The sequence below is a fragment of the Mesorhizobium sp. M1423 genome, from assembly GCF_040317575.1.
Lineage (GTDB): Bacteria > Pseudomonadota > Alphaproteobacteria > Rhizobiales > Rhizobiaceae > Mesorhizobium.
The window spans coordinates 39,740-53,473 of sequence record NZ_JAMYKU010000031.1 but is presented as its reverse complement, the minus strand read 5'-3'; the positions used below and the strand labels follow the sequence as shown (position 1 = coordinate 53,473).

Here is a 13,734-nt window from a genome sequence, read left to right as displayed (position 1 = left end):
GTGTCGACGACCTCGGCCGCTCCCAGGGCGCGGGGCGCGGCCTCCTTGAGCACATCCATTACCCTGTCTGAGGCTCCCGCATAAAAACCATGAGCCGCCGATGTTCCGATCGCCGCAACTCGGTCAAACCGGATAGCGCGCCGTTGCCCGGAACATTCGCCGAGGAAGCGGGTTTTTCGGTTCGGACGCATCGCCGCGGAATAACGGCAATGGGCTCGGCAATGGACGAAGGGCGGCGCGACATGACCGGGCTAAGCGGCACACAATCGGGCGGAGCAAAAGGTGTTGTGGTCGCGTTCTCCGCGCCGGGCGGCGAGACCATCTATGCCCACGAATGGGAGACCGTCGCTGCCGTCGCGCGCACGATTGCGGCGTTGAAGGGATTTTCCTTCCGCCAGGGCCTGCGTGACTGGGGCGGTGACAACGGCGGGCTGTATTTCGTGCCGGACGACAGCCTGCTTGCCGCCGATGCGGTCCAACTGGGCATCAACGGGCCCGACGACCTCTTCGGCGGTGTGGTGCCCTGGCGCCTCGCAACCACCAAGGCCATAACCCACGAGCTGGTGGACGGGTCGGCGGCACGGCCAAAAGATTGGCCAGCCGGCTTCGGCAGCGCCGTCGGCGCGGCCGTACTGCCCGGCTACACCGCATTTTCACGCGATGACGCGCTGCGCGCAGCGGAACGTCTGCTGCAGCTCGGGCTGGTCCGGTTCAAGCCACCGCGCGCTTCGCGGGGCCGCGACCAGCACACCGCCGCGACGGTCGCCGATATCGAAAGGCTGCTGGAACGATATCCATCCTCCGACCTAAGCGAATACGGGCTTGTTCTCGAAACGGAGCTTCGCGACATTGTCACGCTGAGCATTGGCAGAACCGCGATCGACGGAACATCGGTCAGCTATTACGGCGTGCAGCGGATGACCGCCGACAATGCCGGACAGCCCGTTTACGGCGGATCCGATCTGGTCGTCGTGCGCGGCGGATGGGAAGCGCTCGACAGGCTGCAGCTGTCTCCGGCGCTGACTTTGGCTGTGGCGCAGGCGAGGACCTACGACGCGGCGATGCTTGGCCATCCCGGATTCTTCGCCTCGAGGCGCAACTACGACATCGGCCAAGGTGTCGATTCCTCGGGCATCTGGCGATCGGGTGTGCTGGAAGCCAGCTGGCGGATCGGCGGCAGCAGCACGGCAGAGCTTGCGGCAATGGAGGCCATGACGCGTGACCCCGACGTACAGCTCGTGCATGCGTGCGCGGTCAAGCAATTCGGCAACACCGCGCAGATGCCGCTGGATGCAGAAATCCACTTCCACGGAGAGGACCCCGTGGAGGGCCAAATCACGCGTTATACCGTCGTCACGCAGGCGATCCGAGGACCCGTCAGGAAGCCAGCCGATCGTCATTTTAGGTCGAAGTGAACACGCTTTTGGCAGGGAACATCCGCGAATGGCCCGAGTTTGTTTCAGGCAGCCAGCCATTCAGAAACCGGAGGGAAAAATGATCGAGATGATTTCCGCTCCCCAAAACGTCGCTGCCTTTCGTGTCGCCGGCACTGTGACGGCGGAGGACTACGAAAAAATCATCCCGGCCATCGAAGCGAAACTGAGCGACCACAAGGACATCGGCGTCCTGACTGACCTTACCGATTTCGAAGACATGACGGCTGGCGCCTTACGGCGCGACCTGCAGTATGGGCTGAGCAAACTCCGCGAGCTCCACCGCTTCAAACGTGCCGCCGTGATTTCCGACAAGCAGTGGATCAAGGCAGCCACGGAAATGACGGACGCGCTGTTTCCGCAAATCGAGGCGCGGGTGTTCCCGGAAGACGAAAAGGCTCAGGCCCTGAAATGGGTAGCGGCCGTACAATAGCGGCGTTGCCTGGAGGAGTGGCCATGCCCTACGACAAACGACAGGATCCGGAAGGCCTCTGGGAGGTCTATGACAGCGAGAGCGACGAAGCCGTCGTGGTCGGCGGGTTGCCGCTTTCCGGTCTCGACGAGAGCGAAGCCGGTGAAGCGATTGAAAAGCTCAATCGGGGCGAGCTGACGTCGGACAACATCCCCGAGACGGTTCGGTCAGGGTGGCCTCCGACCAAGGACGGATTGTGATGACAACCGGACGGACGTCACCGAGGACGACCGGTCGCGGATCTACGGCGAGGCCTTGACGCCTAGCGCGCGGGCCTTGTCCTCGAAGTCGTCGCGAATGTCCTCGATCGTCGGCAGATGCAGGCGTCGCAGCTGGGCGTGCAACTTTTTGGCAGCGTCGGAATTCAGGTCGCGCTTGAAATTGGTCGCGACCTCCTCAGCCGAGCCGTAACGGCGATAGCGCTCGATCTCGGTCTTCGTGGCCTGCTGAACATGTTCGAGCATCTTGCGCTCGGCATCGGATTTTCCGTCGGGTTTGGCCCGCATGACCGGATTGAAGGCTTTCCTGATAACGAATTCGACGAGTTCTTGCTGGGCGTGAGCCATGCTTGTTCTCCCTCGAAGAAGGCCTGTGTGGGCTTGGAACGGTTTCGCGGAAACGCCGAACCGCTCAATCTTTTTGTTTTGACGCAATTCCGAACGGAAAATCGTTCCACGCTTTTCCTGGAATTGCTCTAACCGCGGCGGCAATTGAAGGTTCCGTAGCTTCGTTACCGCTACAGGTCACGGGCGAAGGTCACAGCCGCGCTTTGGTGGTGCGCGGCGTTGCCAGGAGCAGGCTTGTTTCGCTGCCGGTAATTCCGGGGATCAGGCGGATACGTCTCAGCACCGCATCGAACTCGCTCAGCGTCTGGGTTCCGAGTTCTATCACCAGATCCCAACGGCCATTGGTGGTGTGGATCGTCGAGACCTCGGAGAAGCCGCCCAGCGCCCGGATGACGCGATCTGCGGCATGGCCTTCGATTTCGATCATCATGATGCCACGCACCCGCTGATCGACTGCGTCGGCGCGTAGAATGACGGTGTAGCCGACGATGACGCCGTCTCTTTCAAGTCGCTCGATCCGGGACCTTACCGTTGCCCGGGAGACACCCAGGCTAACGGCAAGGTCGGAAATGCTGCGCCGGGCGTCATGCCGCAAAGAGGTGATGATCTGCTCGTCGAGCCGGTCCATGATTGCTCACAACGGAAGTAGATGCTGCCACTATGATAAGGCACTTCAACAAATTTGCCAATTTGACATGTTCATTCTGCCAGCGATGCGGGCTTCACTAAAGCATCGCAATTTGGTGGGGTATGAGAATGCATTGCACGATCGTTGGGGCTCCGATCCAGGCCGGCTCAGGCAGGATGGGCTGCGAGATGGGGCCGAGCGCGCTGCGCACGGCCGGTCTGGCCGGCGCGCTGACCGAGCTTGGCCATACGCTGACCGACCTCGGAACGATTGTCCCTGCCGACATGCGCCCTGTCGTACACGGCAACGCGGTGGTGAAGGCGCTGCCGGAAATCGCCGCCTGGACGGCAGCGATCAGCGAAACCGCCTATGCTGCGAGCGCCGACGCAATGCCGATCTTTCTCGGCGGCGACCACAGCATTTCGGCCGGCACGCTCGCCGGCATTGCCCGCCGGGCAGCGAATGCCGGCCGGCCGCTCTTCGTGCTGTGGCTCGACGCCCACCCCGATTTTCATACGCTCGACACGACGACCAGCGGCAATCTGCATGGCGTGCCGCTGGCCTATGCCAGCGGGCAGCCCGGCTTCGAGGGCTATTTCCCCCGCCTCGCGGCGCAGGTGGACCCGGCTCGCATATGCGCGCTGGGAATCCGCAGCGTGGACCTGGCGGAACGGGATGCGTTGCGCAGAGCCGGCGTGACGGTCCACGACATGCGTTCGATCGACGAGCACGGCATCGCGCAACTGCTTCGCGCCTTTCTCGAACGGGTGAGCGCCGCCAACGGCATGCTCCATGTCAGCCTCGATGTCGATTTTCTCGACCCGTCGATCGCGCCGGCGGTGGGCACCACCGTTCCCGGCGGCGCCACCTTCCGCGAGGCGCATCTGGCGATGGAAATGCTGCATGACAGCGGGCTCGTCACCAGTCTCGACCTGGTCGAACTCAACCCTTTTCTCGACGAGCGCGGCCGCACCGCCACGCTTTTGGTCGACCTGACCGCAAGCCTGATGGGCCGGCGGATCATGGATCGCCCGACGAGGGGGTTCTGAGCCATGACCGTCAATTTGAACATCGTTCCGTTCGTCAGCGTCGACCGCATGATGAAGCTGGTGCTTGCCATCGGCATCGAGCGCTTCCTGGTCGAGCTTGCCGCCTATATCGAAGAGGATTTCAGGCGTTGGGAGCTGTTCGACAAGACGCCGCGCGTCGCCTCGCACAGCATTGACGGCGTCATCGAGCTGATGCCGACCAGCGACGGGCAGCTTTACGGCTTCAAATACGTCAACGGGCATCCGAAGAACACGCGTGACGGCCGCCAGACCGTGACCGCTTTCGGCGTGCTTGCCGATGTCGGCAACGGCTATCCGATGCTGCTTTCGGAAATGACCATCCTGACTGCCCTGCGAACGGCGGCCAGCTCGGCGGTCGCGGCGAAATACCTCGCTCCCGGGGCCGCCAGATGCATGGCGATCATCGGCAACGGCGCGCAATCGGAATTTCAGGCTATTGCGTTCAAGGCGCTGCTTGGCGTCGACAGGCTGCGCCTCTACGATATCGACCCGGCGGCCTCGACCAAATGCATGAAGAACCTTGCCGGCATGGGTTTCGACATCAAGCTCTGCGCGTCGGCGCAGGAGGCCGTTGAAGGTGCACAGATCATCACCACGGTAACCGCCGACAAGCGATCGGCAACAATCCTGACCGACAACATGGTCGGGTCCGGCGTGCACATCAACGCGGTCGGCGGCGACTGCCCGGGCAAGACCGAGCTGCATCGCGACATTCTGCTGCGCTCGGATATTTTCGTCGAATATCCGCCGCAGACGCGCATCGAAGGCGAGAGCCAGCAGCTCGATGCGGACCATCCGATCACCGAATTGTGGCAGGTGATGACAGGAAAGGCAGCAGGCCGGACGGACGCCGGACAGATCACGCTGTTTGATTCCGTCGGCTTTGCGATCGAGGATTTTTCCGCGCTACGCTACGTCCGCGATCAGCTTCAGCGGACCGGCCTTTACGAGGAACTAGACCTTCTGGCCGATCCCGATGAGCCGCGTGACCTGTTCGGCATGCTGCTGCGCGCCGAAAAAGTGGCCGGGCTGGCGGTTGCCCGCAGCTGAGCTGCGATCCCGTCGGTCAGTCCTTCTTTTCCTGGTACAGGCGCTCGGTCGCGCGCTCGCTTTCGCTGCGCTCCGCCGGGCCGCGACGGCGCTGGGTGAGCAGGGCGTAGGCGATCAGGATTGCCAGCAGCAGTGGACCGCCTGCAACAACGAGCAACCACAAACTAGTCTCAAACATCGAACCGTCTCCTTTCCCTCACAACCGGGAAGGACCAGAACCGTTCCTCCGTCTTGTCGGAGGTCGCCCGCACCGCGTAGCGTGATTCAGGATTTTGTGCCTCGAGCAGGACGTTCCACGCCTTGTCGGCATGCAGGATGCTCTTATCTAGAGTCTTATCATTCGGTCACAGGCACTCTCTGCAAAGTGAAGGGAACCACAAGGGCTTTCCGACATTTGGTTGTTCAAGAGACAAACGTGCAGCCACACCGGCTCCGGGGCTAGGAATACCATGCGTGAGAATCAATCCGACGTCTTCGATCTGTTTTCCGAGGTTTACAAGAATGCGGCGCAGGAGGAGATAAGCCTCCAGCAATATCTGCTTGCCTGCCGCGAGGACAAGTCGATGTACGCCTCGGCGCCCGAGCGGATGGTCGAGGCGATCGGCGAGCCGACCTTTGTCGATACCAGCAAGGACGAGCGGCTCGGCCGTATTTTTTCGAACCGGACGATCAAGATCTATCCGACCTTCGCCGACTTTTACGGCATGGAGGATACGATCGAGCGTATCGCCGGTTATTTCCGCTATGCCTCGCAAGGGCTCGAGGAACGCAAGCAGATCCTGTATCTCCTCGGCCCGGTCGGCGGCGGCAAGTCCTCGCTTGCGGAGCAGTTGAAAAGGCTGATGGAGCAGCGTCCGATCTATACGCTGAAGGTCGGCGGCCAGGTCAGTCCGGTCTTCGAATCGCCGCTCGGGCTGTTCGACCCCGACCGCATGGGCGACCTTTTGGAGGACAAATACGGCATCGCCCGGCGGCGGCTGAACGGCCTGATCTCGCCCTGGGCGGCCAAGCGCCTCGACGAATTGTCCGGCGACATCTCCAAATTCAGCGTCGTCAAGCTGATGCCGTCCAGGCTTCGCCAGATCGGCATCGCCAAGACCGAGCCGGGCGACGAGAACAACCAGGACGTTTCGGCCCTGGTCGGCAAGGTCGACATCAGGCAGCTGGAAAACTTCAGCCAGTCCGATCCGGATGCCTATTCCTATAGCGGCGGCCTGAACCGGACCACGCAGGGACTGCTCGAATTCGTCGAGATGTTCAAGGCGCCGATCAAGGTGCTGCATCCGCTGCTGACCGCGACCCAGGAAGGCAGCTACAACGGCACCGAGAATTTCGGCGCTTTCCCCTATCAGGGCATCATCGTTGCCCATTCCAACGAATCGGAATGGCTGCAGTTCAAGAACAACAAGAACAACGAGGCGTTCCTCGACCGCATCCTGGTGGTCAAGGTGCCGTATTGCCTGCGGGTCACGGAAGAGCGGCAGATCTACGAGAAGCTGTTGCGCGAAAGCGAATTGGCCTCCAGCCCCTGCGCTCCGGAAGTGCTCGATATCCTCAGCCGGTTCACCGTTTCGACCCGCCTGGCCGAACACGACAATTCGCCGCTCTACACCAAGATGCGCGTCTATGACGGCGAGAACCTCAAGGAAACCGATCCCAAGGCGAAGTCGGTCCAGGAGTACCGAAACGCGGCCGGTGTCGATGAAGGCATGACCGGCGTCAGCACCCGCTTCGCCTTCAAAATCCTGTCGCAGACCTTCAACTACGACACCGAAGAGGTCGCCGCCGATCCGGTGCATCTGATGTACATCCTGGAAGAGGCGATCAAGCGCGAGCAGTTCCCGAAGGAAACCGAGGCGGACTATCTCGATTTCATAAAGTCGGAGCTCGCCACCCGTTATGCCGAGTTCATCGGCCACGAGATCCAGAAGGCCTATCTGGAATCCTACAGCGAATACGGCCAGAACCTGTTCGACCGCTACATCGCCTATGCCGATGCCTGGATCGAGGATCAGGACTTCAAGGATACCGATACCGGCCAGATCCTCAATCGCGAGGTTTTGGACAACGAACTGTCGCAGGTCGAAAAGCCGGCCGGCATCGCCAATCCCAAGGACTTCCGCAACGAAGTGGTGAAGTTCACGCTGCGCGCGCGGGCCAGAAACCACGGCCGTAACCCGTCATGGACAAGCTATGAAAAGCTGCGCGAAGTCATCGAGAAGCGGATGTTCGGGCAGGTCGAAGATCTGCTGCCGGTGATCAGCTTCGGCTCCAAGCAGGACAGCGTGACGGAGAAGCGGCATACCGAATTCGTGCAGCGGATGATCCAGCGCGGTTACACCGAGCGCCAGGTCCGCCGGCTGGTGGACTGGTACATGCGGGTGAACAAGGCGGGTTGAAGCCAGCCCGGGGTAACATATGCCGATCTTCATCGATCGCCGACTGAACCCGAAGGACAAAAGCCTCGGCAACCGGCAGCGTTTCCTGCGGCGGGCGCGCGAAGAGTTGAAGCGCACCATCCGCGATCAGATCCGCACCGGCAAGATCGCCGACGTGGACGCCGAGCATGCCGTTTCGATGCCGGCGCGAGGCACCGGCGAGCCGAGCTTCAACGATGCCCGGAACAGCGGCAGCCGCCAGCACGTCCTGCCCGGCAACAAGCATTTTGCCCCAGGCGACCGGCTGCCCAAGCCGGGCCAGGGCGGCGGCATGGGATCCGCCCCGGGGAGAACCGAATCGGAGGACGATTTCCGTTTCGTGCTGTCGCGCGAAGAGGTGCTCGACCTCTTCTTCGAAGACCTCGAACTGCCTGATATGGTCAAGCTCAACCTCAAGGAGATCCTCGCCTTCAAGCCGCGCCGGGCCGGCTTCGCCGCGACCGGCTCGCCGACCAACATCAATGTCGGACGCACGATGCGCAACAGCCATGGCCGCCGCATAGCGCTCAGGCGTCCCAAGCAGGAGGCGGTCGACGCTGTCGCGCAGGAGATCGCGACGCTGGAGGCCAAGCCGCAAAACGCCGAGATGCGGCAGCGCATCGTGGCGCTGCAGGAAGAGCTTGAGCGGCTGGAGCGCCGCCGCAAGCGGATCGCCTTTGTCGATCCGGTCGATATCCGCTTCAACCGCTTCGACGCCCAGCCGGTGCCGAACGCCAATGCGGTGATGTTCTGCCTGATGGACGTGTCCGGTTCGATGGGCGAGCGCGAGAAGGATCTGGCCAAGCGCTTCTTCGTGCTGCTGCACCTGTTCCTGAAGCGGCGCTATGACCGGACCGAGGTCGTCTTCATCCGCCACACGCACGAGGCGCAGGAGGTGGACGAGGAAACCTTCTTCTACAACACCCAGAGCGGCGGCACGGTGGTTTCCACGGCGCTCGAGGAGATGCACCGCATCGTCGAGCAACGCTATCCCAGCCGCGAATGGAACATCTATGTCGCCCAGGCCTCGGACGGCGACAATTTCGTCACCGATTCCGAGCGCTGCATCGCCCTTCTCGACGAACAGATCATGCGGCTTTGCCAGTATTTTGCCTATGTCGAGATCCTCGACGAGCGTGAGAGCCACATCTTCGGCGCCACCGACAACGGCACGTCGCTGTGGCGTGCCTACAGTGCGGTCAAGCTGAGATGGTCGAACTTCCAGATGAGCCGCATCGCCACGGCGGCCGACATCTACCCGGTTTTCCGCCAACTCTTCGCCAGACAGCCGGGTTATCAAAAGAGCGGTGAAAGAGGGGGCTGATGGCGAGCAAATCCGGGTTGCTGTTTTCCGGTTCCGACTGGGATTTCAGGACGCTGTCGCGCGCCTACGAGACCATCGAGGCGGTCGCCACCGAAGAGCTCCACCTCGACGTCTATCCGGTGCAGATGGAGATCATCTCGTCCGAACAGATGCTCGACGCCTATTCCTCTGTCGGCATGCCGCTGATGTACCGGCATTGGTCGTTCGGCAAGCACTACCTCTACCAGGAATTGCTCTACCGCAAAGGTGGGCGAGGGCTGGCCTACGAACTCGTCATCAATTCCAATCCCTGCATCGTCTATCTGATGGAGGAAAACACCATGGCCCTGCAGGCGCTGGTGACGGCGCACGCGGCGCTCGGCCATAACCATTTCTTCAAGAACAATTATCTTTTCCGGCAGTGGACGGACGCCGGCGCCATCCTCAGCTATCTCGACTTTGCCAAGGGCTATATTGCCCGCTGCGAAGAGCGGCACGGCGTCGATGCGGTGGAAGAGATCCTCGATGCCGCACATGCGCTGATGGAACAGGGCGTGTTCAGATATCACCGGCCGCCGAAGCTGTCGTCGGAAAAGCAGCGCGAGGGGATTCGCGAGCGCCTGGAATACGAGGAACGTTCCTACAACGATCTGTGGCGCACGCTGCCGCCTTCCAAGGACGGCACCAAGGTCCGCGAAACGGATACCATGACGGAGCGCAAGAAATCGCTCAAGCTGCCCGAGGAGAACCTGCTTTATTTCCTGGAGAAGAACAGCCTGATCCTGGAACCGTGGCAGCGTGAGGTCATCCGGATCGTCCGCGTGATCGCGCAGTATTTCTATCCCCAGCGGCAAACGCAGGTGATGAACGAGGGCTGCGCCACCTTCGTGCATTACACGCTGATGAACCTTTTGTTCGACCGCGGCCTGATCGGCGAAGGTGCCATGCTGGAAATCCTGCGCAACCATTCGAACGTGATCTTCCAGCCAGGGTTCGACGATCCGCGCTTTTCCGGTATCAATCCTTACGCGCTGGGTCTCGACATGATGCAGGACATCCAGCGCATCTCGACCGCGCCGACGGCTGAGGACCGCGACTGGTTTCCCGATATCGCCGGCAATGGCGACTGGCGCCAGACCTTGCTGGACGCCTGGGCCAACCATCGCGACGAGTCCTTCATCCGCCAGTATCTGAGCCCTACCCTGATACGGAAATGGCGGTTCTTTGTCCTTGCCGATGCCGCCAACGACCCGCATTACGAAGTCGCCTCGATACACAATGAGCGCGGCTACGAGAGCGTCCGCGCCGCACTCGCCCACAGGTACGACATCGGCGCCAGCCGGCCGGACATCCAGGTGGTGGACGTGGACCTGCTCGGCGACCGGCATCTGCGCCTGCAGCACAAGGTCAAGGACGGCATCGTGCTGGAAGGCGGCAGCCGTGACGCCACGCTGCGCCATATCCGCAAGCTCTGGGGCTACGAGGTCAGCATGGTCGCGGTCGACGCGCAGACCGGCGCCACACTCCACGAACGGTCGACCAGCCAGATCGGGGAATGACCGAACCGGCCTGCAGGGAAGTCGGGTGGCGTCGCCTTTACCGGATCACCAACCACGCTGTGGTCAGGGAGCAGGAACATGCGCGTATTGATGATCGCCGCCCTTCTTCTGGTCGCTGTCACGATGGCGCTGTCGCTTGCGCACGCTTTGGAGTTGCCGGGCAAGTTGCGCCTCAAGGAGGCTACCTACAAATCAGTGCAGGCGATCTACTATCCCGGCTTCACGATCGGCGGGTTTGCCGAGATCGGCGGCATCATTGCACTCGCCATCCTGCTCTACCTGACGCCTTATCCAAGCGCTCGATTCTGGTGGACCTTGGCGGCGCTTGTCTTCCTGCTGGCGGAACATGCGACCTATTGGTTGGTCACGCATCCCGTCAATAATTTCTGGGTGCAAGACGTTGCCATGCCGCAATCAGCCGCGACGTTTTTTTCAATGTTTTCTCGAAAGCAGACCGGCGACTGGAGAGATTTGCGCAACGTCTGGGAGACCTCGCATGTCGCCAGGGCAGGCCTGGCGATGCTGAGCCTCGTCTCAATTGCTGTCGCCGCGACATTTTTTGCTGAATAGCGCCGAGGGGATCAAGACGGCGCCCTCGTCCGCCAATTTGCGGCCACGAACGCTGCATCCGTCAGATCGGGGAACGGGAACCGGCGCCATACTGTCTTAACGTTAAGCGATCCCGCCGTTTCAGCGGTCGGCGCGATGCTTGTTGTGGGCGCTTTCCTGGTGCTCGCCGCGGATGATGTTGCGGTCGTCGGGATCGGCAATGTCCTTGGGGTCCGATCTGAGCTCGGCACCGCGCCGGAACGCCTCGCGCTCTTGCCTGGTCTTTTTCAAATCCGCTTCCGCGTCGAAATCCTTGCCAGCGTTTTTCGTGTTCTCGCGCTCTTCGATGATGCGCAATTGCTGCTCATGAGTCTTCTTTCCGGCCATTGGTGACGTCCTTCTTTCGATTTTCCGCTTCCCCCAGGGTCCAAATTCGCTACAGCCCGAAAGGATAGGTCTCGGGAAGGCCTGTCCCCGCATGTTCCGGCCCAAGCGGCGTCACGGCACTGGTTTCATCGAACCAGACGAAAGCATCGAACTGGCGGGCGAGCGAGGCATCCGCATAGTGGCTGTGCAACTCGGTCTCCGGCCGGTAGATAACGCCGATAAAGCGTTCCAGCCGGCGCTCCAGAAGCCGTTGGCGCAGCGTGTCGTCGCGCTCGAAATCGAGCAGGAAAGGCGAGACGCCGCTGTCATGGCAAAGCCGCTCATAGCTGTCGTTGTGGGAAGGACGAACCGGTTTCACTTCCATGTCGCCGTCCCAGTCGGTGGCGGCGGCCACCGTCCCGGAATGCGTGCTGAGCCCAATCAAGGCAACCTCGTCGCCAAAACGCTGGCGGCAGAGCTGGCCGATGTTCACTTCGTCCCTGACGATCCCCATCTCGGTATAGCGGGCATCGCCGATATGGGAATTATGTGCCCACACCACCGCCTTGGCGGCCGGGCCGCGGGCCTGCAGCAGGTGCTCCAGTGTTTCGAACATGTGGGTGTCGCGCAGGTTCCAGGACTGCGCGCCGCCGTAATACATGGTGCGGTAATAGCGTTCGGCGGAGGCGACCAGGCGGGCGTTTTGGGTGGCGTCGAGGAAATCGATGCCGTCCTGCTGCGCATAGTCGAGCTCTCTGGAAAGCAGTTCCCGGCATTGCTCGAGCACGGCCTTCTCGCATTTCTGGTAGCCGGAGGTGAGTGCGACACGGCCATAGGTGGCCGGGTCGTTCTGCCACGGCGTCAGGCAGCCATAGCGCTCGCGTGCGATCCTTGCCGCCTGCGGATCGATCCGGTCGAGATATTGCAAGACCGCCGCGATCGACCCGCCCATATTGTAGATGTCGAGGCCATAGAACCCGGCCCGCCGGGAGGATATCCTGATCCGCTCATTATGCTCTCGCATCCAGTCGACGAACGCCGCGACGTCGGTGTTGCGCCACATCCAGGTGGGAAAGCGCTGGAACGGCGGATCGGCGCCCGGCCGCGGTGGCCGGTGACGGACGTAGCGGTCGATCGCCGCGGCATCGGGCCAGTCGGCCTCGACCGCGACGATGGTGAAGCCATGCTTCTCGATCAGCCTGCGAGTGATCGCGGCGCGCGCGCGGTAGAACTCCGACGTGCCGTGGCTGGCTTCGCCGAGCAAGACGACGCGGCGGTCGGCAAACCGGTCGAACAGCGCACCGAAGGCGGGGTCGTCGAAATCCGGAAGCGGTTCGGCGGCGGTCGCTATCATCTGCGGCAGGCTGCTTCTGCGCTGATGCCGGTGCGGAAGATCGGCCGCTATTTGGCTGTCGCTGCCTGGCTCGCCCCAGCCTTGCTCGCCGATCAGTGGAACAAACCGCACGCCGCCGAAATCCTCCTCGGTGTAAGTTGCTGCGCCAGTCCGGGTGACTTTGAGCAGGCGCTGCGAGTCGAATTCGTCGCCGACCGGGATGATAAGCCGGCCGGCGACGTCGAGCTGTTCTTGCAGGGCGAGCGGTGCGCCGGGCCCGGCGGCCGCAACCAGGATCGCATCGAAGGGTGCCGCCTCGGGCCAGCCCTTGGTGCCGTCGCCGGTGCGGACTTCGATATTGTCGTAGCCAAGCTTTTTAAACCGCTGCCTTGCCGTTTCAGCCAACGCGGCGTGGCGCTCGATCGTGTAGACGCGTTCGACGATCCGGCTCATTACGGCAGCCGCATAGCCCGAGCCGGTGCCAACCTCGAGGACGTGGTCACCGGCTCCGATCTCCGCCATTTCGATCATCAACGCAACGATGTAGGGCTGCGATATCGTCTGACCTTCGGCGATCGGCAGCGGCCCGTCCTCATAGGCAAATTCTTCAAAACCAGGCTCGACGAAAGCCTCGCGCGGGACCTCGCGCATCGCCTGAAGGACATTGCGGTCGCGAATGCCACGGCGGCTTAAGTGAATGTCGACCATTTGGTTGCGGGCATGGGAGAGATCGAGCATTTTTCTGCTCCTCCTACGGGCCTCCGCCACAATCGCCCAAGCTGCTCAAACGGCACTTTGGCCGGTCCATGTCCCGGGGCCTCGGCAGTCCGCCTGGATTCATACAATGCGGTGCACCTTCCTAACCGTTGGCAAGCCCCGAGGTTCCCCAAACACCGACCCGCTTTTGTCGGGCTCGGCAGGTTGCAGGATCGGCAAGCGGCGCTGGCGGCCGCCCAAACTTATTTCGAGGCAAATCCTTTCTCCGGCG

14 protein-coding genes are annotated in these 13,734 nt (G+C 61.9%); 9 read left to right on the top strand and 5 right to left on the bottom strand.

The genetic code is table 11. The features are described 5' to 3' along the window. Nucleotides 1-209 precede the first annotated feature (209 nt). The 3 genes from NKG95_RS28695 to NKG95_RS28685 all read left to right on the top strand — a co-directional run bounded on the left by NKG95_RS28695 (nt 210) and on the right by NKG95_RS28685 (nt 2,105). Nucleotides 210-1,415: a DUF3182 family protein gene (locus NKG95_RS28695; RefSeq protein ID WP_353043150.1), complete on the top strand. Its 1,206-nt coding sequence runs from the start codon at nt 210-212 to the stop codon at nt 1,413-1,415. Between the two features lie 79 nt (nt 1,416-1,494). Then, nucleotides 1,495-1,866 (top strand): SpoIIAA family protein, encoded by a 372-nt coding sequence (locus NKG95_RS28690; protein WP_352859073.1) that lies wholly within the window; start codon nt 1,495-1,497, stop codon nt 1,864-1,866. 23 nt (nt 1,867-1,889) lie between these two features. After that, nucleotides 1,890-2,105 (top strand): hypothetical protein, encoded by a 216-nt coding sequence (locus NKG95_RS28685; protein WP_352481451.1) that lies wholly within the window; start codon nt 1,890-1,892, stop codon nt 2,103-2,105. Between the two features lie 42 nt (nt 2,106-2,147). On the opposite strand, the gene NKG95_RS28680 is transcribed toward NKG95_RS28685, so the two are convergent. Both NKG95_RS28680 and NKG95_RS28675 read right to left on the bottom strand, forming a co-directional pair. Next, on the bottom strand, nt 2,148-2,471 hold the full coding sequence (locus NKG95_RS28680; protein ID WP_353043149.1) for a hypothetical protein: 324 nt from the start codon (nt 2,469-2,471) through the stop codon (nt 2,148-2,150). Nucleotides 2,472-2,661: 190 nt separating this feature from the next. Next, nucleotides 2,662-3,099, bottom strand: a complete 438-nt coding sequence (locus tag NKG95_RS28675) for an Lrp/AsnC family transcriptional regulator (RefSeq protein WP_352449541.1) — start codon at nt 3,097-3,099, stop codon at nt 2,662-2,664. Nucleotides 3,100-3,227: 128 nt separating this feature from the next. Here NKG95_RS28675 and rocF point away from each other — a divergent pair, with 128 nt between their 5' ends. Both rocF and ocd read left to right on the top strand, forming a co-directional pair. Beyond that, a complete protein-coding gene (gene rocF, locus NKG95_RS28670; protein ID WP_352859068.1) occupies nt 3,228-4,148 on the top strand; it encodes an arginase in 921 nt (306 codons plus the stop codon). Nucleotides 4,149-4,151: 3 nt separating this feature from the next. After that, nucleotides 4,152-5,219, top strand: a complete 1,068-nt coding sequence (ocd, locus tag NKG95_RS28665) for an ornithine cyclodeaminase (RefSeq protein ID WP_023720502.1) — start codon at nt 4,152-4,154, stop codon at nt 5,217-5,219. Nucleotides 5,220-5,235: 16 nt separating this feature from the next. On the opposite strand, the gene NKG95_RS28660 is transcribed toward ocd, so the two are convergent. Beyond that, nucleotides 5,236-5,397 (bottom strand): hypothetical protein, encoded by a 162-nt coding sequence (locus NKG95_RS28660; RefSeq protein WP_353043148.1) that lies wholly within the window; start codon nt 5,395-5,397, stop codon nt 5,236-5,238. A 271-nt stretch (nt 5,398-5,668) separates the two neighbouring features. Here NKG95_RS28660 and NKG95_RS28655 point away from each other — a divergent pair, with 271 nt between their 5' ends. The 4 genes from NKG95_RS28655 (at nt 5,669) to NKG95_RS28640 (ending at nt 11,068) form a co-directional block, all read left to right on the top strand. Next, nucleotides 5,669-7,618, top strand: a complete 1,950-nt coding sequence (locus tag NKG95_RS28655) for a PrkA family serine protein kinase (protein WP_023720504.1) — start codon at nt 5,669-5,671, stop codon at nt 7,616-7,618. Nucleotides 7,619-7,637: 19 nt separating this feature from the next. Further along, nucleotides 7,638-8,960 (top strand): YeaH/YhbH family protein, encoded by a 1,323-nt coding sequence (locus NKG95_RS28650; protein ID WP_023720505.1) that lies wholly within the window; start codon nt 7,638-7,640, stop codon nt 8,958-8,960. Beyond that, complete coding sequence (locus NKG95_RS28645; protein WP_353043147.1) at nt 8,960-10,498, top strand: SpoVR family protein; 1,539 nt, start codon at nt 8,960-8,962, stop codon at nt 10,496-10,498. The genes NKG95_RS28650 and NKG95_RS28645 overlap by 1 nt, the downstream gene beginning before the upstream one ends. A 78-nt stretch (nt 10,499-10,576) precedes the next feature. Further along, nucleotides 10,577-11,068 carry a DUF1772 domain-containing protein gene (locus NKG95_RS28640; RefSeq protein WP_352481447.1) on the top strand — a complete coding sequence of 164 codons (492 nt, stop codon included), beginning with the start codon at nt 10,577-10,579 and terminating at the stop codon, nt 11,066-11,068. Between the two features lie 120 nt (nt 11,069-11,188). On the opposite strand, the gene NKG95_RS28635 is transcribed toward NKG95_RS28640, so the two are convergent. Both NKG95_RS28635 and NKG95_RS28630 read right to left on the bottom strand, forming a co-directional pair. After that, nucleotides 11,189-11,434, bottom strand: coding sequence for a hypothetical protein (locus NKG95_RS28635; protein WP_023720508.1), 246 nt, complete (start codon nt 11,432-11,434; stop codon nt 11,189-11,191). A gap of 49 nt (nt 11,435-11,483) precedes the next feature. Then, entirely contained in the window at nt 11,484-13,484 is a 2,001-nt protein-coding gene (locus NKG95_RS28630; protein ID WP_352481446.1) for a protein-L-isoaspartate(D-aspartate) O-methyltransferase, read from the bottom strand. Nucleotides 13,485-13,734: the final 250 nt, after the last annotated feature.